10 protein-coding genes are annotated in these 19,862 nt (G+C 56.9%); 3 read left to right on the top strand and 7 right to left on the bottom strand.

The annotated features are described in order from the left end of the window. Positions 1–51: 51 nt before the first annotated feature. From crtI to radC, 5 genes are all read right to left on the bottom strand, one after another. Positions 52–1,542 carry a phytoene desaturase family protein gene (gene crtI / locus Pla52nx_RS09500; protein WP_146519182.1) on the bottom strand — a complete coding sequence of 497 codons (1,491 nt, stop codon included), beginning with the start codon at positions 1,540–1,542 and terminating at the stop codon, positions 52–54. Between the two features lie 11 nt (positions 1,543–1,553). After that, positions 1,554–2,270 carry a hypothetical protein gene (locus tag Pla52nx_RS09495; RefSeq protein ID WP_146519183.1) on the bottom strand — a complete coding sequence of 239 codons (717 nt, stop codon included), beginning with the start codon at positions 2,268–2,270 and terminating at the stop codon, positions 1,554–1,556. Positions 2,271–2,272: 2 nt separating this feature from the next. Beyond that, a complete protein-coding gene (locus Pla52nx_RS09490; RefSeq protein ID WP_197454410.1) occupies positions 2,273–2,755 on the bottom strand; it encodes a GreA/GreB family elongation factor in 483 nt (160 codons plus the stop codon). A 950-nt stretch (positions 2,756–3,705) separates the two neighbouring features. Further along, complete coding sequence (locus tag Pla52nx_RS09485; RefSeq protein ID WP_146519184.1) at positions 3,706–12,192, bottom strand: tetratricopeptide repeat protein; 8,487 nt, start codon at positions 12,190–12,192, stop codon at positions 3,706–3,708. 114 nt (positions 12,193–12,306) lie between these two features. Beyond that, a complete protein-coding gene (gene radC / locus Pla52nx_RS09480; protein ID WP_146519185.1) occupies positions 12,307–13,251 on the bottom strand; it encodes a RadC family protein in 945 nt (314 codons plus the stop codon). Between the two features lie 191 nt (positions 13,252–13,442). Between radC and Pla52nx_RS09475 the strand changes: the two genes are divergently transcribed. Next, the gene (locus Pla52nx_RS09475) at positions 13,443–14,339 is read left to right on the top strand and encodes a hypothetical protein (RefSeq protein WP_146519186.1); all 897 of its coding nucleotides are present in this window, start codon (positions 13,443–13,445) and stop codon (positions 14,337–14,339) included. A 642-nt stretch (positions 14,340–14,981) separates the two neighbouring features. Here Pla52nx_RS09475 and Pla52nx_RS09470 read toward each other — a convergent pair. Further along, entirely contained in the window at positions 14,982–16,058 is a 1,077-nt protein-coding gene (locus Pla52nx_RS09470; protein ID WP_146519645.1) for a M42 family metallopeptidase, read from the bottom strand. 974 nt (positions 16,059–17,032) lie between these two features. Here Pla52nx_RS09470 and Pla52nx_RS09465 point away from each other — a divergent pair. After that, positions 17,033–17,605, top strand: a complete 573-nt coding sequence (locus Pla52nx_RS09465; protein WP_146519187.1) for a helix-turn-helix domain-containing protein — start codon at positions 17,033–17,035, stop codon at positions 17,603–17,605. Between the two features lie 413 nt (positions 17,606–18,018). Here Pla52nx_RS09465 and Pla52nx_RS09460 read toward each other — a convergent pair whose 3' ends face one another. Continuing rightward, positions 18,019–18,708 (bottom strand): cytochrome c oxidase subunit 3, encoded by a 690-nt coding sequence (locus Pla52nx_RS09460; protein WP_146519188.1) that lies wholly within the window; start codon positions 18,706–18,708, stop codon positions 18,019–18,021. Positions 18,709–18,793: 85 nt separating this feature from the next. Here Pla52nx_RS09460 and Pla52nx_RS09455 point away from each other — a divergent pair, with 85 nt between their 5' ends. Continuing rightward, positions 18,794–19,846: a hypothetical protein gene (locus Pla52nx_RS09455; RefSeq protein ID WP_146519189.1), complete on the top strand. Its 1,053-nt coding sequence runs from the start codon at positions 18,794–18,796 to the stop codon at positions 19,844–19,846. Positions 19,847–19,862 lie beyond the last annotated feature (16 nt).

The raw sequence follows: 19,862 nt of genomic DNA, 5'->3' as shown, positions 1-19,862 counted from the left end.
AGGAATTGGCAGGTTGCGATCGCCTGCGAAGGTGAATCTTTGCTTTGCGGATCAAGACGCTTTGCGAAGGTCGCTCAGCAGCAGTCGCGTCGTGATCCGGCTTGATTCGTAGATGACGGGCAAGCCGCTGCCGGGGTGTGTTCCGCCGCCGACCAGGTACAGGCCGTCGAGTTCTTCAAATCGATTGCGCGGTCGATTGTGCAACATTTGCCCCAGGTTGTGCGCCAGGTTGAAGGTAGCGCCTTTGTAGATCCCATACTGCGACTCCCAATCCTCGGGCGTGATGCGATGTTCCACGCGGATGCGAGAGCGGATGTCATCCAAGCCGATGCTGGATAGTTTATCCAAGGTCAGATCACGAAACCTGTCTGACTCTCGTTTCCAATCCACGTTATCGGTCTTGTGGGTGACCGGGACCAGGACATAGAGAGCGCTGTTGCCCTCGGGAGCCAGCGACGAATCGGTCACACTGGCATTCTGCACGTAAAACGAAGGGTCCTCGCTCAGAATGTGTTCTTGCTCGATCTCGCGAAGGTTACGTTCATAGTCAGAGCTGATATGAATACTGTGATGAGGCAGTTGGTCGTATTTCCCCTCGATACCCAAGTACAGCATGAATGTGCTGCATGAAAAACGCTTTTTGGACAACGACTCATCGCTCCAGCGGCGTCGTTTTGCATTAGGGACCATGCGAGAAATCCAGTTTGCAAAATCGGCGTTCACGACGAATGCGTCTGCGTCGTAGGTTGCGTGATCAGTCGTCATCTGCGTCACTTTGCGACCGGACATCTCCACAGAGCGAACGGGTTCGTTGTATCGAATGGTTACTCCGAGTTCTTGGGCGATCTCCGCCATCCGCACACTGACTTGGTTGCATCCTCCGATGGGATGCCACACGCCGTACTCGTATTCGAGGAATGACAGGATGCTGAACAGGCTGGGACAGTTGAATGGCGACATGCCCAGGTATTTTGATTGAAACGCGAATGCGATCACGAGTCTGGGATCGGAAAAGTACCTTTGGAGCTCCTTGCCGAGGGACCGCGTTGGATGGAGGTGTGGTGCCGCCGCCAGCATAGAGGGGCGGAGGTAGTCGGACAGGGACGAAAACGGCGACTCTAGAATGGGGCGAAACTTGGCCAGTTTGCGTCGGTTGTCTTTCATGTAGCGTCGCAGAGCACCGACGTCGCTGGGAGCAAAATCAGCGATCTGACGATCCATTTCGTCCATGTCGGACGTGCAGTCGAGTTGACCTCCGCCGCCGAACGTCAGCCGATATTGGGGCTCCAACCGCTTCATCGGGACTTCGGTCATCAGGTCGTATCCGACCGAGTGAAAGATTTCCGTCAGGACGCGTGGGTAGAGAAAGAACGTGGGGCCACAATCAAACTTGTAGCCGTCGATCTCGATTGAGCTGGTTCGTCCTCCTGGTCGATCGCGGCTTTCCAGCAGCGTCACCTCGCATCCCGCGTGAGCGAGTTGCATTGCGGCAGCCAGGCCTCCCGGGCCCGCTCCCACCACCACCACCTTTTCCGTCGCCATGAACGCGTGTCCTACAAGCTGCCTGAATCAATTCCGGCTTTGATTTGCCTTTTCACAATCTCACTGATGGCAGGCTCGGTGAATGCGGCATCGCTTTGGGGCTCCATTGGGACGTCGCTACGGTCCGCAACGAGCCTGCACCGCACAACGACATCCTGGACGGCTGTGACGTCCAGAGGTTCGACGAGTGAACGATTCAATTGCGATGATGCATCCGTTTGCACTACCGGAGAAAGGATATCTTCGACGTCAATGGTTGTGACCTTATCAGACTGGACGCCGAGGCGAACTCGCGTGATTTGGAAGGCGTCATCGGGCTGGAAATCCTCCGGATGGGACTCGATAAATCGCTCAATTGCGGTCAATTCCCCCCACTGCAGCACGGGCAGTCGGATCAAACGCTGCATCACCCCAGCGGCTTGCCAGTCCTCGTATTTTCCTCGTTCGAGGTCGTCGGCGAACTGATTGAGCAGTTCAACGGTCTGTTTTTTGTCTTCTGGAGCCAGGCGACTCTGCTCCAGTTCCGGGATGTAGGTCTGGCGTAGGGTACGAATGGCCAGCTCTGAGCGTTTGGTGTAGAGCCACCATGTGCTGACGCCGCAGCAAATGAACCCGGCGATCCCGAGCAGCGCCATTGCGGCCAAGAAACCGGGCATGCAGCCCGCACCGTCGTCAGTGCGTTTGGCAGTGCCGGGGGAATTTGCTGCGGCTGAGGGCTCGTCGCTCATTCTTATTCGTCGCGGAATTCGATTTTGACGACCTTCAGAGTCATCAAGCCCGATGGGACTTCGATCTCGGCAATCTCATTGACCTTCTTGCCCAAAAGGCCCTTACCGATCGGGCTGGTGACCAAAATCTTGCCGTGCTTGTAGTCTTCTTCGCCCGCACCGACGAACGTGAACTCTTCCTCCATGCCGTCGGCCTGGTCTTCCACTGTCACCGTGCAGCCAAAAACGACTTCGTCACGGGGCAACTCCGACATGTCGACGATTTGAGCCCGTGCGATTTTGTCCTTGAGCAGATTGATTCTGGCCATCAGCTCGCCCTGGTTTTCTCGCTGTGCGTGATACTCGGCGTTCTCTTTCAAGTCGCCTTCTTCGCGAGCGAGCGCCAATTTCTCCGTGATAGCGGGCAACTCTTCGTTTTCCATCCGAGCAATATCGGCTTTGATCTTGTCGTAGCCGGCACGGGTCATGGGAACGGCATCGAGCATCACTGATCTCCTGGTTGAGCAATCTATCGCTGGCATCGTGGGATGCCGCTGGCATTTGGTCAGAACGCGGAACACTTGCCAAAGCTGGCCCCGCACGTCTTGGTTTCGCGGTCGGCGCTGCGTCAGAGGGGATGGCGGCACATATTCCGCGGGTCCGAGCAGGGCTGGGCGCAAACAAAAAAGAAAACCTTTCCCCAGGATTCAACACGCGAGGGAAAGGCTTTCGGCGTTTTCAAGGCTTATAGCATCGCCGTTGGCGGAGCCTGTGTAAAGATCGGGTGGCGAAACGAAGGACGAAAGACACCCTTTCGGGGGGCAGCTCGGGCGTTTGGTTAGTGTTTGGACGTATGGTGGTGTTCGTTTTCGACTTGGAAAGTCGATAGCGTGCCCTGTCCAGCGTATTGCCGATTCCGAACGCATTCTTGCACAGAAGCCTCCTCCCAATCGTGTTCGCCTGAACGGCTTCGCTCGACCTCCCCCAAGTTCCCTTGGGGGAGGTGACGACGCGGGCCACGGCTCGGGCGTTTGGTTTGTGTTTGGGCGATTGGTGGTGTTCGTTTTCGACTTGGAAAGTCGAACGACAATCGTCGCTCGGCTTTCCAAGTCGATAGCGTGCCCTGTCCAGCGTATTGCCGATTCCGAACGCATTCTTGCACAGAAGCCTCCTCCCAATCGTGTTCGCCTGAACGGCTTCGCTCGACCTCCCCCAAGTTCCCTTGGGGGAGGTGACGACGCGGGCCACGGCTCGGGCGTTTGGTTTGTGTTTGGGCGATTGGTGGTGTTCGTTTTCGACTCGGAGAGTCGAACGACAATTGTCGCTCGACTTTCCAAGTCGATAGTGCGCCCTGTCCAGCGTATTGCCGATTCCGAACGCATTCTTGCACAGAAGCCTCCTCCCAATCGTGTTCGCCTGAACGGCTACGTGGGGGGAGTCGCGAAGGGGGCGACGATTAGTACGCTTCTTTGCTCTTCACGCCCGTGCGGTCGTTTTCGATCAAGCCATCGAACTGCATTTGACTCTCCAACTGATTGGCGCTGTTGGTTCGGAAGACGTTCTCTAGCAGCATTTTTTTGCCCGCCATCGGCGCGGCCGACTGAGGGACGGCCTCTTGCCGCTGCATTTGCTCGTCGCTGCCGAACGGGTCGTCTTGATTTTGCGAGGGCTGCAACACCGACTCACCACGAAAGAACGCATACTCTTGGTTCTCGCTCACTGCAATCACTGTGCTGGTGCCGATGATGCCGTCAGCGATGAACAGTCCGCGAAGATCGGTTTCGCCGGACTGGAACTCATCATTGCCTGAGCCGATGACTTTGACGTGGACTTTATTGACAAAGGCATCAGTGGATCTGTTCTTGACGCTCACGCGAACGCGGCCCGACACGGTGTCTTCTTGGACGGCCACGACGAGCGGACTGACGACGACCAAGCCGGAAGTGTAAAGGTTTTCGCTGCGGCACACGACGAGGTAGGCTCCTTCGTCTTTGAGGGGCAGCTCAAGTTTTGTATCTCGGTCTCGATAGTCTTTGCCATCACCCAAGGCAACGGTCTCTTGGTGGTAAGGCTTGATTCCGGCGAGGTTGATCGCGGTGATGCGATTGAGGTTTCGCTGTGTCAAGCCGAACTTCATCAAGTCGATGCGATAGACCTTGACCAGCGTCTCGGGCACATTGCGAAATTTCAGCTCGACGGTTTGCTTGTCCGCCGGTGCCAACGTGGTCACGTCGGGCAACTCGATGGACTTGCGACTGAAGTACTCGATGGCTTCGGCCGCATCGGCGAAACGCTCACTGACTTTGGCGTATTGATCGATCGCTTCGGCAGCTTTGCCCAGGCTGTGATAGACCTGTCCCATGATGTACACGGCTTCCCACTTGTTGTCCGATTGGCGAGCACTACCGGTGGCTGGGTCGATAAATTCTGCGTCGGCCACTTTGCGGCACATCGCGATCGCTTGATCGGGATGCTGCAGTTCAAAGTGACAGTAGCCTGTCATGTACCAGAACGAATCCAGTAGTTTGCTATTCGGATAGTTTGCCGAGTATCGATCGGCGCGGTCGATGGCCGCTTGGTAGCGTTTCATGTCGATCAGACCGGTCGTCAATGCAAAGCTGGCTTGGTCGCTGGACGGATCGCTGGGCCAACGCGTCAGGAAGTGATCCAGCATTTGGATCGAACCGCTGATCAAATCGGCGCGAGTGACGCCGGCGTCTTGCAATCGTTTGTCATCGGAACCGGTATCGGCACGACGATAAACTTCTTGAGCCAAGGAATAGTTGGCGGTCGCGACGTAGGACTCAGCAGGGTAATCCCGCAGCAGGGCTTCCATGGTTTGGACGCCGCGAAGGAACTCGCCACGTTTATTGAGGAATCCGGCAACTTGGTTTTCTCGTTCAAAGCTGGCTTGCACGGTCGCGCGGTAAACCAAGTAACTGCGTTCGTATTCACTGATCTCGCGGTACGACTGGGCGACTTGCAAAATGGACTCGAACGACAATTCGACTTCGGGGAAACGCTCTTTCAGGACCTCAAAGTACTTGACGGTGTCCGCGTGCATTTGCAGTTTCTGCGATGCGTTGAACAAATGGACCACTGTGTCTTTGTGTGAGTCGGGACGCAGCGGCCAGTCGGCGAGCAGTTGACTGAGGTGTTCGTGTGCCTTCTGGTACTCGGCTTTGTCGAAAGCGATTTTTCCCAAGTGAAACATCTCATCGGGAGTCAACCGATACTCATCGCTTGATTTTTCTCCGGGCGGCAGCACAGTCAAAGACTTTGCATCGGCAACCGCCATTTGCGAGGGATCGTAGTAGCTTCGCAGCACCGTGGGCGGTACGCGGTAGTCGCCGGGCAGGTAGCCGACCAAGGTGTAGTGGATGTCTCCTGGCGATTGGTGCTCACCGAGGTAGAACGTGATCGCACCGGGATGGATCTCATAGCGATCGAATCGGCCACGGATCGATTCATCGAGGATCGTGCAACCGGCCGGAATGGGTTCGACCAGGACAAGGTACGCTTGAATCGGTTTTCCGTTTTCGTAGTTCACGCGTGCTGACAGCGTGACTTGTCCGCGAGTTCCCTGAGTCAATTGAGTCAGCGGGTTAGGCGTCCATGATTTGGTTCGGGACACCACACTGAAACCTCGCGGAACCAGTTTACCGTCGACGCGAAGTTGATCCGGTTCGTAGCGTCGATCGATCCGCCAATCTTGTGTGCTGCTGGCAACCTTGTCCGCCGCTGCGAAACCCGTCATGACGGCGCTGTACGTGAACTCGCCACGGCCTTCGATTCGGAAATCGATTTTCTGTTCACCCTCGTCGAGGATCATTTCGCGCGGCACGCTCAGGCGTCGACTGGGATCGTTGGGCTGGATCTCAAGGGTTTCTAGTGGGTTTCCATTGACAAAGACGCTCAGTCGGATCGTTTCACCACGCGGCGTGTCGGTCGAATGATGTTTCGCCATCGCGGCAATTGCCGGCCCGTTTTCGTCTTCCACCGGCCAACGTGAACCGACTCGTTGGGTCAGTAACCAAGTCGCCAACTGGGTACGTGTTTCGGGGCGTACCTTCAGTTCTTGTAGAGCGAGGAGGTACAGCGAAGCCAACTCGATGGAAGTGTGATCGCGTCGAGCGGACTGATCCAGACTTTGCCGTGCGTCGAACTTTGCCGTATCGACCAGATCGATCAACTCACGCGCCATCTCTCCGCGTCCCAGTGCTGTCAGGGACAGCATTAAGTGCGTCACGCCCAGCGGGGATAGTCGGTTTCTCTCACGGTGCAATCGATTGGCCAAGGCAAAATCGCCGCAACCACATCTCGCCATGGCGGAGAGCAAGATCGATTGTTGGTCCAGACGAGTCTCTTTGGTAAAGGCCGTCTTCAGATAGGCCTTGCCTTTGTCAAAGGCGTCGTTGGGGACGGCAAAGCCGGCCGAACGTGCATCGGCGAGCGCCCACATGATGCGGGCGGTCAGCAGCGGATCGGGATTGCTGTTGCCAACGGTGATCTCGTTCCATCCACCGTCGTCGCGCTGCGAAGCGATCAGGTTGCTGACGGCAGACGAAATCGCATCGCCGAGCTGAGTGGCTTGGGGTGAGTCGGCACCTATTGAACGGCGGACCATTTCCAACAGAGCCACGCCGCCCATCGCGTCCGATGCGCTGCGTCTCAATACGCTGGTGGCGGCGCAACGAAGTGGCAGCAGATCGGGGCCGCCCAACAAGCTATCCAGCAGGGAGCGGTTGACGTTGCCGCCGATCAGCAATTCCAAGGAACGCGGTTGGGCACCCGAGATATCCGCCAAGTCGATCAATGCCAGCGTGTTTTGCGAAGCGGTGCCGCTGGCCGTCTGGTAAACGGGCAAGCCGTAGGGTTCGATCGGAACGGTTTGCTGAGTGGTGTCGGAGAGGCTGGCGTCTGCGTTGTCGGTTTTCGAGACGACCCGCAATTCGAACTCGGCCTGTTGACCGTCAAGGATCTCCACGGGGAAACCGATCGGTGTGATCGAAGGACCGTCGATCCGAACGGTCTTGGTTTGCTCGATGGACGTGGAGCCGATCGTGGTCTTGAGAGTGACATCGACGCTGCGTGCTCCGTTGAGTGAACTGTGCACCTCGGCTTGCACGATCGATTTGTCGCCGACCGTGAATGCGGCGGCCAATCGCATTTGCCCGAAAAGATTCTTTCGCGTGACCACATCGGCGGTTGTCTCGCCGGTCAATCCATCCACGTTGACCGCGACGGCTTGCAATCGCCACGCCGTGGAGTCGGTCGGCATGGTGATTTCGATTTGTGCCTTGCCTTGCTCGTCGGTCAAGTCGGCCGGATCCCAGAAACCGGTCTCGCCGGTTGCCGCCAGTGGAATCACTTGCAGGCCGTCTTTTCGTGTCAATTGCAGCACTTCATCCACGCCGCGACCGTTGAGCACGATCAATTTACCTGCCGTGGTAAAGCCGTTGATGGTCAAGTCGCGGCGTTGGAGCATCTGACTGGAAAGGAAGGATGCGTCGAACTGCTGATTGGATGTGCCGTTGAACCACACATTAGCTTGCTGTTGTCCCATTGGCGCATCGGAAACGCTCGATCGCTCGACATCCAACATGCCATAAGCAAAAACTTCACGTCGCTTGGCTTCAATCTCTTGGCGGGTGCGATCTAGCAAGCCAGGTGTTGCGAACCGATGCCCCATCTGCATTTGAGGCATTGCCTGACCGGCATATTCGGATTGCGCTTGCTGGAGCTGTTGCGACGATTGATGCATGCGAGACATGCTGAGGTCGTTAAAAACAGAGGCATTTGGAAATGGCAACGGCATGTTACCCTCGACTGAGAAAACATTGTTGTCTGCTCGATCCCACGGCTCGTTACCAGAAACCGCAAAATCGCCAACGATCGTGTCACCTGCGACCGCAGCTGCGGATGCATTGGGCTCAGGACCAGAGCCAAACAGATCATCAATCGATCCGAAGGGATCGTCCAATACCCCGTCTCCATCATTGTCAACATTCCCCATGGTCATCAACGCATCCCGCTCCGCCAACTCCTCACGAAGCCGACGTGATTCCACCAGCAGGGCTTCATTGATTTCCCTCGTTCTGGTCTGATACGAGAACGTGCAACTGGATGCTTGGCGGACTCGCGGTGTTCGCATTTGACCTTGGAATGCGTCGACGATGGATGACTGCATGGAGCCGAATCGATCCATCAAGTTGGCTTGGATCATCGCCAGAGAGATTTCCGCCGTCGTCGGTTTGCCGGCGGAGTCGGTCACGGCCAGCTCGACGGTCAGCTTTTCGCCGGGAGCCAGCTCACGCTCGCTCGTCGTCAGTTCGATCGACAGTTTCTTGTCCACCACAAAACCGCTCTGCGCCTGGTGAAACCGATTGCGCTGCATGACGGCCGCGTTGAGAAAGAAATTGGGTGCCAAGTGGGACTCGATCGGAATCTCGATCTTGTTGATGCCTTTGCGCAAGTCCACCAAGCGATGCCCGAGCACGGAGGCACCGTCGAACGTGATCAGCGCCAACGCGGGGGCTTCACGCCAGTGCACACGGATCGTTGCGGTGTCGCCGACGCGGTAGTTGTGACGATCGGCCAAGACTCTCAGTCGCGTGTCGTCATCTTCCCCTGAGACCGCGACAATCGATTGGCCGCTGATTTCGTTATCGAATTGGTCCGTCGCGATCGCGCGGACGATGTAGCGTCCGCCTTCGCCCGCCGTCAGCGTCTTGACCACGCGTCCGGTTTTGTCGTCCGTTTCCAGCTCAAATTCTTCCACGAACTCTTCGCCGCTGGCCGCACCGGTCGTTGTGTTTTGTGGAGCAGGCAATCCGAAATTTGACGTAACGACTCGAAAAACCTGCATTTTTACCTTGGTTGCCACCGGTTCCCCGGCGGGGTCGACCACACGGACGGTGGCGTCGAATGTTTCGCCGTTGATGAACACCGGGCGGGCGGTTTCCACGGAAACGCTGAAGCCACGCGTCGCCAAGAAAACGGTACGACTTTGTCCCACGTTTCGCTCGGGGCAGTTGACGTTCAATGTCAGGGGTTGTGTTTCGCTGAAACGATCCGTCGAGAGTTTGACTTCCAACTTGCCATCTTTGTCCGTCGTTCCTGTCAGTACTTCATTATCACCACCACCCAGCGAATATCGAATCGATTCGTTGGCCAGGGGAGCGCCGTAGTAATACTGCAGCGTGATGTTGGCAGTGATCTCATCGCCACGGAAATAAACATTCTTGTCCGTCTCAAGCTTCAACTCGATCGGCTCCAACTTGTACGTCTGGATTTGGAATCGTGATTCAAACGACAATGCGGGACCGTCGGTCGTCTCGGGGCGATGCAGATGCACTCGGCAGTCGCCGACCGGCGTGGATGCCGGCAGCATCAAGTGTGTATGAATCGTGCCGTAGGGATTCAGCGCGACATCTTCCGTCTTGAGCACTCGGCCGCGTGAGTCGTACACGTCGAGCTTGAATTTCGTGCCGCTTTTGAACGTGAAACGGTCGCCATCGACCCAACGCACGATGCCTTTGATGTTGACCAGTTCACCGGGTCGATACACGGGACGATCGGAGAAAAGGTGTCCAGCAGGCGCGAGACCGACGGCGAAATCCAACCCGTTGAGATTCGTGACCGTTGACGCAACATGCCCGTCATGGATGGCAAAGACACGCAGGTCCTTGATGTTCTGTAGTTTCTTGTCCGTGCTCCGTGTGATGCCGTCATCGTCGGTCAGCAACTCAGCAAACACGCTGCTGCCATCGCTGACCAGCACGCTCACGCCGGCGGCCGGCTTGCCGGTCAGCATGTTTTCGGCAAACAAGAACAGCTCGTTGCGTGATGACTTGACGATCACGTCGAGGTCGCTGACCACGACCATCGTCGTGGCCTCCAGTTTATCACTGCTGACGGTCACGGCGGTGACGCCGGGGCCATCGATGGGCAACAGAACTTCGCGATCCACCTGCTTGTAATCTTCGTAGTCGTCGACGGTGTGAACGAATTGTTCGTCGGGATCGATCAAGGCGATGTCGAGCTTTTCGACGCCACTGGCGAGGTGCATTTTGCGAAAGTAGTCCGCCATGTCGATCTTGTAGACCTTGATCGTCACCTGTTTTAAATTTCGCGTGGTGAGTTTGATCTGCGGCTTTTCATCACTGCGGTACTTGCGCTGCGTCAGAACTTGAAGCTGTGGTTTGGTCAGCAGAGCGATACGTCGTTGTGCGTTGCTCTCCTGTTCGCCGGTGACTTTTTTGTACGACTCCAAGGCTTCGGCGCGTCGATCGAGCTGGAGTTCCAAGGTCTGGCCGATTCTCAGCATTGCCAGGGAAGCTTGATCCGTACCCGGGTACTTGTTCGTCACGCGACGCCAATCGGCGATGGCGGCTTCGTACAACTCCCGACACTTTTTGTTGAGTGACAGATCCGCCGCCGGCTTGCCTTGTTCTTTGGCCGCCTCGACGCGTTGTGCGTGTTCTCTGGCCGCCTCGGAATGATTCATGTCACCGAACGTGTACAGGACTTGCGCGGCTCGCGCGTCCAGCGGGTACTTGTTCAAGAACGTTTGCCAGAGTTCACGTGCATTGGCAAAGTCCTTGCGTGCGTGGGCGTCGGCCGCAGCGGCGAACTCCGTGTCGATGATTTCCTGCTGAACGCTCGGCCAATTCGAGTCGGTGGGATGCTCCTCCAGAAACGCCTTCCAAGCCGCGATGGCGTCATCAAACTTGCGTTGTGCCAAGTAGGACTTGCCGAGCATTTGACGGGCGAGAGGCAAGTGTTCCGAATCAGCGTAGGAGGGATTGGCGATCAGCTTTTCCAATCGCTCGACTGCGTTGAGATAGCGACCGTGACGCATGTAGCCTTGGGCGATCTCCAACTCGGCTTTGGCGGCCAACGGATGCTCGGGATATTGAACGAGAAATTTTTCGGCGAGAGTGACCGCAAGTTCCAGATCACCGATCGAGTTTGGTGAGGGCAATCCGTACGTGTGCGATAGGCGATACTGTGCTTTGGCCAAGAACGCCGCGACCGCTTCGTTCGCCCGCTCGTCAGCTTGTTTGGTCAGAAAGGTTTGCCAAGTCCGGCGTGCGCTGGCGGGTTGATGCGAGTTCAATTGGGTCAAGCCGAGTTGAAATCGCACTTCGGCTTCGACGTCCGCCTCGACCGGGGCGACCAGGTCCAACTGGATGGGTTGGACCGTGGACTCCGGTTCGGAATGTTCTTTCAGGAACGCTTGGTATGCTGCGATCGCTTCGCCGTTCTCCCCGAGTTCTTGCAAGCAGCGTGCGATGCGAAACTCGATGATCCGCCGGGACTCCAGCGACGGACCAAGTTTGACAGCCTCGCGAAAATACTCCAGTGCTTGTTTGTAGTCGGGTTGTTTTTCCTGTGATGGATCTTTGGCCGGCACGCCTTCGAAATATCGGTCGGCGAACTCCAAATAGATTTGGGACAACTCATCTTTGCGTCCACGAGAAAGCAACCGCTGAGCTTCGGCGCGATAAATCTCGCCCGCTTTGCCGTAGTCACGACTGGCGGCGGCGATGCCTGCGCGACCGAATCTCGCGCGGCTGGTCCAGGGGCTGTCGGGAAACAGTCGCTCGAGAGCCTTGTAGGATTCCAGAGCGTCATCGGGTTGCCCTGCAGAATCCTGAACGACGGCTTTGAGATACGTCAAGTAATCCCGATCCGGCGTGGCATCTTGTCCAAGTTGTCGATCGATCGCTTTGACCGCGTCGGCAAACTTGCGTGATTGCATCAACGCGTGGATTTCAGGATCGATCTGCGGTGAACTGGTGATGGTCGGACGCCCGTTAGCTTTTCCTAGCGGTGGATCCTCTGCGGCATGAACCATTGCCAAGGCAGAGGTGACGCCGACGCAAATGGTGCCGGCATAGATGCCGAGCACGCGTAAAAAACCAGTGGACCGGTGCATCCTGGAGTCTCCGAGAAAAGATTTGGGGAAAGAGTCTCGCCGCCAGAACCCTATGGTACGCAAGCCATGGGTGGCTCGCGCAAGGAAATCATCACCATGGATGTAAAAAGAATGTCAGTGCTCGCGAATGCTGACACAGGCGCGGGATGCGACCACGATATGGTCCAGGACGGTGATTCCCAGCAGTTTTCCGGCCTCTGTCAGCCGCTGGGTCACTTGGTGGTCTTCTCGGCTGGGTGTCGGATCACCGGAGGGATGGTTGTGGACCAAGATCACTGCGGCAGCCATGTCACGGATCGCCGGTCGGAACACTTCGCGGGGGTGCACCAAGCTGGCATCCAAGGTTCCGCGGGTGATCAGATGGGTGTTGATCGGTGCGTGTTTTGTGCTGAGCGTCACGATGTGAAATTCTTCTTGCATCGAGTTGACCGCCAGCGAATGGAACTCTTGCTCGCAAAACGCGATGGCCTCCGTTGTACTGGTGATCGTATGAAACTGATCCCGTTTACGTTGTTCGCTGGCAGCGACTCGGCGCCCCAGCTCAATCCCTGCTAGGAGGCCCGCATAGCTGACCACGGTGATGGCGGGTGAGATCGCGCGGAGTTCGTCCTTGCTGCAACGACGCAGATCGCAAAGGTTGTTTTGAAAGCGACGCGCCAATCGCTTGCCCGCCGCGATCGCCGATTCGCCTTTCACACCGACACGAATCAGGATGGCCATCAAGTCCGCGTCGCTGAGCGATTCGGCGCCCGAGCTGAGCAAGCGTTCACGAGGACGTTCTTGTTCGGGTTGCTCGGTGACTTGATCCCCATGGACGACGCGTTGGATCCAGTGGTTCGGATCAAACTCCTGGCGGTTGGTTTTCCACGCCAGCGTTTCGACGTCGCCGGAGATGTAACTCGTCAAGATTCCTTCGCGGACCAAATCGTTCAACGTGGCGGTGACAAACTGAGCCGTCAGCGGATGGCAGCTGTATTTGGCCTCGCTGCGTGAGAACCGCTGCATGGGTAGCAAGCGGTCGAAAATCAGCCGTAGTTTTTCCTTGCGTGTGTTTGGCATCGCCGCCCCCCGGTGTCGTACTGGAAGCCGCATTATAAATGCTGTCATTGCGCCGATTGCAACCGGCGGTGGGGCGAGGTCCCTGTTTCCTGGAATGTTGGGATTGCCGTATGATGTCAATCAGCGGTTTTGCGGAGTCAAACCGTTTCGAAACGGTGTGTCGCGAATTCGTCAAACAAGGACATTGAGGAATGGCTGGAAAACGCCCCACAGGCTCGACGGCTGGACGGGAGCATCGACGGCACACGCAGCGAGTTGCGACGCCCACGGGCACGCTGCGGCCCGTTGGGACGGTACACAATGCAATTCGCCCACGGGACCCGGCGGTGCTGAACCGCTTGGCTGGTGAAGTCGCATTGCGGACGTTCACGCCTGAGCAGATCCAATCCTGGCGTTGTGAAATCCACGAGCAGACTTTGCTGACAAGTCGCTCGATCGACGGGCCGAACTTCACGCGGGTCTCTCGCGCCGACGTCGAACGCATGGTGCGGATGTACGACGACCGCTTCTTTGACGGAAAGATCCTACCCACGGCGTCAGCGGAAGGACTCCGGTTTGCACTTTCCTCACGCATGACCAGTACGGCTGGCAAGCTGGTGACGCAGTATCCCGAGGGCAGCCACGACGGGATTCGGCAATTCCAATTGGTCCTGTCGTCGACGTTGTTGTTCCAGACGTTTGAAGACGTTTCGCGTGGCGTCAAGGTTGCCGGGTGCCCCTGTCGCGATCGGATCGACGCGATGCAGCGGGTGGCCGAGCACGAGTTCGTGCATTTGGTCGAGATGCTGATCTGGAATGATGGCAACTGCAGTGAAGCCCGATTTCAGTCGATCGCCAGTCGCTACTTTGGGCACACCGACTACCAGCACAATTTGATCACACAGCGAGAACGGGCAGCGGTGAAGTTCAAAATTTGCGTGGGCGACACGGTGCAGTTCTATCACGACGGCCATCGGATGACCGGGCGGGTGAACCGGATCACGCGGCGTGCGACCGTGCTGGTGCCCAACCCGGTCGGCGAGCGTTTCAGTGACGGCGAGCGTTATGTCCGGTACTACGTGCCGCTGGAGCACCTGCGCAAAGGGTAGGAGCAGGACTGAAGAAAAAACTCAGATTGCGACGTTCTCGGTTTGCGAAGGTTTGTGTCGCTACCCTCGGTGAAGCTATTGACCCCAAGTGAGCCTCAGGCGCTAGCCGTGGGCCTGACGCGGATTGTGGTGCTGGCCCACGGCTAGTGTCTGACGCTCACTATCGCGGCAAATGAACGTCGCTCAATGAAACGTCGCTCAATGAAACGTCGTCGATCCTTTTCGCGTCTCGGGGAACGTGCGGAAAATAAGTGTCGCGAAATCCACTTAGCAATCATCGCTTCGCGTGATTTTGGTAACGAGAGTGGACGCTTAATCTCCAAACCGACCACGAATTGGTTAAACAACATAGCCTGGGGTCGCGGCGAAGCCAGCGCACCCCGGGTTAGCTCCGATAGCTGCGGAGCAGCGACAGCATACAGCATGGGGTGCCAACCCCATGTTTCTGCAAGCGAGTCCGCCCAGAAGCTGCGGAGCAGCGACAGCATAAAACGTTTGGTGTAGCCCACAGCACGCGGTGGTCCGGATGCAATCTGTCGCCGCTCCGCGGCTTGTTGGCGGCGTCGGGCGGTGTTCACCTGGGGCTCGCGCCCCAGGCTGTATGCTGTCGTCGCATCCGCGACTGAGGGGATTGCTACGTGTTTACAGTCCGGGGGTGAAATCGTCGTCGGGGGTGAGCGACATCGCGAATTCGGCGAGCAATTGGGCGACGTGATTGATATCACTCAACGAGATCGCTTCGACCGCCGAGTGCATGTAGCGATTGGGAATCGCGACCAAGCCCGTGGCGACTCCCGCCCCGTGCAACTGTAGGACATTGGCGTCGTTGCTGGTCGCTCGCCCGATCGCGGCAAGTTGGTACGGGATCGAGTTTTCCTCGGCCAATGTGATCAGTTTGTTGGCGACCTTGGTGTTGATGTTCGGGCCACGAAAGATCACCGGTCCGCGGTCCAAACGGATATCGCCATGGATGTTGGGCTCGATCGTGGGGCAATCCGAAGCGTGTGTGACATCGACGGCGATGGCGACATCGGGATTGATTCCCCCCGCAGCGGTCTTGGCACCTCGCAAACCGATTTCTTCTTGGACGGTTGCGACGCTGTGTAAGTGGCAACGCAGCTTGGACTTGCCGGTTTGGGTGTTCGCTCGCCGCAATGCTTCGATCACGGTCCACATGCCGGATTTGTTGTCCATGCCCGGCCCGCTAACGATCTGTCCCATCAGGGGACGGTATCGCAACTCCAGTGTGACCGCATCGCCCACGCGGATCTTGTCCTTGGCGTCTTGCTGCGTTGCGGCTCCGACGTCGAGCCACAACTGTTCCAGTTGCACGACTTGCTCGCGTTCCTTGCTGGTCTGCAAGTGGATTGGTTTGCGGCTGATCACCGCTGGCACGGGACCTGTCGCCGTCCAAATGGTCATGCCTTGACCAACCAGTTGTTGGGGATCCCATCCGCCGATGGTCTTTGCGTAGACGAAACCCAGCTCGTCGATGTAGGACACCAGCATGCCGATTTGGTCGCAGTGACCGGCGTACATCAGACGTGGGCCGCTGGTGTCTCCGACGCTGGCGATCAAGTTGCCGTGGACATCAATGCGAAGAGTGTCGGCGTGGGGACGGATGTAGTCGCCGATCAACGCTTGGATGGTTTCTTCGAATCCGGATGGACTGGGAGTCTGAATAGCAGAGCGAAAGAATTCGAGAGCGGAGGGGTCCATATTGATTCCAGGGAGACGTGCACGCGAGGTGGCAATCGATTCAACCGGCAAGTTGATTTCGCCTTGCTTAACTTTAGTGGTTCTCATCAAAAACGTCTAACTGGGCAGCAAATTTGGCGGCTGATGAGCGTCAAAACGAATCCGTTGATCCGTCGGGTCGGCGGGGCAAAAAAAAATTTTTTGACGGCCGCTGCGCCGAATTCTGGTCACAACGCAAGACCACTGCGCGTCGAATCATTAAGAAACACTGACAATTGAGAGTTCCACGCGATATGGGGCTGGTCCGGGTTGAGCAGTCAACGACGTCGAAAAACGCTTATGACGCTTGTTCCCGATCAATCGCTCTAAAGAATCACACCGGTTTTTCTCGACACTAACTCTCGGACAGAGGAGCACAAGCTGGGCTTGGTTCACTCAGACGCATTCGACGCAAGTCGGGGTGACTGGGAGGGTCGGGCCGGTGGCAGTTTGAAACCCGCGTTCACCCAGGGGGGATTCTGGGAAAACAACTCAGCGGAACCGGTGTCTACGGACACAAAGGCCGGTGAGTTTAAGCTCGGCGATTATAGCCGAACGTTCCTACTGTGCGTTCCTGACGGACTTCACCCGCCGTCAACTGAACCGCACAGACCGGGAACGTTCGGCGTTGGTCGCCGTGGCTCGCAAGTGTCTCTCCCTGGCGGTCGTGTTCTGCACGGCTGAACGGATCACACACCCGTGTGATTTGATTGTGTTTGAAACCAAAACCATGAGATCCCGTTTGGTGAGCGTCGCATGACGCGAGCCGGCTGGTCTGACCCAGCGTTGTGATTTCATAAGCCGGATGACTGAATGTTTCCCGCAACAATTAGTTTTCAGATCGCTCAGGACCGATCACGGCGACGTGAAGGAAGAACGAAAGACCGCGAGAACACTGGTTACCGACGCACCATTGTTCGAGGGAATAATCAACGAGGCGTTATGGAGAGCCTGATATGAAGGTCTTTACGACTGGACAGGTCGCCAAGATTTGCAAGGTCGCTCCTCGAACCGTTTCCAAATGGTTCGATTCAGGACGACTGAAAGGCTACCGTATCCCAGGATCACAGGATCGGCGTATTCCTCGCGAATACCTGATCAAGTTCCTGAAGGAGCACGGTATGCCCTTGGGTGACTTGGAAGACGAAGCGATGGCAAAGTGCCTGATCGTCGCCCAGGATCAAGTTTTGATTGAAAACTTGAAGCGAGAACTGCCACCAGAAAAATCGTTCAAAGTCGCTGTGGCGGCGAGCGGTTTCGAAGCTGGTATTCAAGCCGAAAGCTTTAACCCGGACTGTATCATTGTCGACTTCTCGATCGGTAAGATCGAAGCGGTTCAGATTTGTCAGAACCTGCGAAAGAATGTCGACTTCACTGATATCATCCTGATCGCGTTGCTGCCGGACGATGGACAACCCATGAGTTTCGATCGCAGCAGCATCAACGAAACGTTCAAAAAGCCGTTCGATGCCCACTTGTTGGCCGAACGTCTGCGAACGCTGGTTGGGAATAAAAAAGAGTTGGTCTGAGTCGTCCCAGGCGGGCAAGTCTCGCCTCGGCACAATCAGAACCGACACGCACCAAAGACGTCGCGAGCTCACAGAGCTTGCGACGTTTTTTTTCGCGCGCACGATACCAGCACGACGGAAACGACAGTTTGTTGGATCGGATTCCTAGTGCATCGTCCAGTCTTAGAACGTGGGTTCGGTAGATGAGCCGTTTTGGCGTTAGCCACCGTTTTCGTGCCACAACCGTGGCCAACGCCAAAACGGCTAACCCCAAAACCAAGACCGGACGATGCACTAGTGGTCTGGGACAACTTATCTTTTGGGTAGTCGCGGTGGGATCTTTGGCAAGATCCACTACGGCAAACCCTAACTTCTAGCTGTCCCAGACCACTAGTTCGGACAATCACCGAAGGGGTCGGGTGTTGGCCTGCCTCTCAAAATCCGAAACCGCCGGTGGTCCACCAGAACGTCAGCAACATGCATAGCCACACGACGTCCAGGAAATGCCAGTACTGTGCGGCGAAGTCGACCGGCCAGTGACGCTCGTGGTCGTAGCGTTCTTGAAAGGCACCCGTCGCCACGATCCCCAACGCGATGATCCCGCCTAACACGTGCAGAGCGTGCAAGATCGCCAGCACGATCACCATCCCGAACAAGCCGCGGCTGGTCCCGGTGTACATGTCCGGGCCGAGCAACATCTTGAGCATCGTCAGGCATTGCATCACCGTGAACAGAATCCCAGCTGCGGCGCTCGTTCCCAACAGCCAACCGGTCAGCCGTTGACGCTCACGACGGATGGTGCGAGTCGCCACGTGAACCAACACGCTGATCAAGATCAGACAGGCGGTGCTGATCAAAAATCCCTTGGGCAGCAGCGTCAAGTTTTGTGGATCGCCCCGCCGAGCGCTGGCGTAGATCGCGTAGAACAAGATGCTGCACAAAAAGAACACGATCAATGACAGCAGAAACAGTTGACCACCCTGTTTGAGCCTGCGGTCGGCCGGCAGGTTCTCAGGTCCCGTGGCCTGAAACTTGCCCGCGATCTTGCCAGCCGCGAACTTGCCAGCCAAGGTCTTGCCCGCCGCAGAAGCAGAAAACGATAACGGGTCGGGTTGCTGGTCCATTTTTCTTCCTCACGAAACCTTATTTCTGCGGCAAATCCTAATTCACCGTCTTCTGTGAAGCTGTCCGCTGTGGCATCATGCCGCGATGGAAAGCATTCGAACCTTTCAAAACGTCGATTTGCCACATTTGGCCCGGATTTGGTGCGAGCACTGGTCGTACACCGGCGCGATGCCGCCGGTCAGCGTTGCCATGATCGAACAAGCCGTATTATCGCGGACCTTTTTCGACTCCACGATTCTGCTGGTCGCCACCAACGGTCACTCACACAACACTGAAAACAGACCTGGAAACGGCAATCATTTTGGCCGTCACGGCGATCCAGACGATTCGTCCTCGGATTCCGATCGCAACACCGATGCCAGCCCTGAACCCAAAGCTGCGGGACCAGAGCCGGAAGCATGGTGTCATCTTATCCCGGATCCCCTGCAACCGAAAACGGTTGTCCTGGCCGCAATTTGTTTCACACACGCCGGACTCGCCGTCTGTGACTCCCTATTGACGATGGCCGAACAGCGTGCCCGTGAGGCAGGTTTTGAGCAAATCGTGGTCGGTCCGCTGCGCGACCAGCACTGTGGGTATCTCGGACTGCCCCCGCTAGGCCACGGGATCGGCGTCTCGGCTCTCGATGCTCGAACCGGTTCACTGCTGTCGCGACACGGCTATACCCACGAACGACAGGTCACGCGAATGGTCGTTCACAGCAATCCCTATCGAATGCCTGTCAAACGATCGCTGATGCAGCTTCGTCGCACCACTCGCACGCAGCGCGAATCTTGGTTTCCCGCGGATGCCCTTCATGCCTCAGCGATGAGCCACATGGACATCGAACAGCATTCACTGGTCAATCACCTCAACGGTCAGCACATGGCCAGCGTGGCTCTGTGGCTGAGTGATGCCGAATGCCAAATCATGAGCATCGCAGATGCGATCCTGGACCTCTCTGCCACCGAACAGCCCGGTGATTTGACGGAAGCGGAACAGTTCCTGATCGGTGCCATCGTCTCCACCCTGGGCAATCGACGTGTGTTCCGTGTCGAAACCGCGGTGGACAGCAGGGACAAGGTCTTGCTGCAGAAACTCGCGGAAATCAATTTCCAAGCTGCCGAGCAAGGCAGCCGATGGATCAAACCCCTGTAACGAACAAGTAATCGAA

This window comes from Stieleria varia, from assembly GCF_038443385.1.
GTDB lineage: Bacteria > Planctomycetota > Planctomycetia > Pirellulales > Pirellulaceae > Stieleria > Stieleria varia.
Note: the sequence above shows the minus strand (reverse complement) of the source record. Positions and strands in the feature narration are given on the sequence as shown.

Bases quoted from the DNA above. Each gene is read 5' to 3' on its own strand.
- Pla52nx_RS09455 (WP_146519189.1), top strand. From the start codon at position 18,794: ATGGAAAGCATTCGAACCTTTCAAAACGTCGATTTGCCACATTTGGCC.
- Pla52nx_RS09475 (WP_146519186.1), top strand. From the start codon at position 13,443: ATGGCTGGAAAACGCCCCACAGGCTCGACGGCTGGACGGGAGCATCGA.
- Pla52nx_RS09495 (WP_146519183.1), bottom strand. From the start codon at position 2,270: ATGAGCGACGAGCCCTCAGCCGCAGCAAATTCCCCCGGCACTGCCAAA.
- Pla52nx_RS09465 (WP_146519187.1), top strand. From the start codon at position 17,033: ATGAAGGTCTTTACGACTGGACAGGTCGCCAAGATTTGCAAGGTCGCT.
- Pla52nx_RS09460 (WP_146519188.1), bottom strand. From the start codon at position 18,708: ATGGACCAGCAACCCGACCCGTTATCGTTTTCTGCTTCTGCGGCGGGC.
- radC (WP_146519185.1), bottom strand. From the start codon at position 13,251: ATGCCAAACACACGCAAGGAAAAACTACGGCTGATTTTCGACCGCTTG.
- Pla52nx_RS09490 (WP_197454410.1), bottom strand. From the start codon at position 2,755: ATGCTCGATGCCGTTCCCATGACCCGTGCCGGCTACGACAAGATCAAA.
- crtI (WP_146519182.1), bottom strand. From the start codon at position 1,542: ATGGCGACGGAAAAGGTGGTGGTGGTGGGAGCGGGCCCGGGAGGCCTG.
- Pla52nx_RS09485 (WP_146519184.1), bottom strand. From the start codon at position 12,192: ATGCACCGGTCCACTGGTTTTTTACGCGTGCTCGGCATCTATGCCGGC.
- Pla52nx_RS09470 (WP_146519645.1), bottom strand. From the start codon at position 16,058: ATGGACCCCTCCGCTCTCGAATTCTTTCGCTCTGCTATTCAGACTCCC.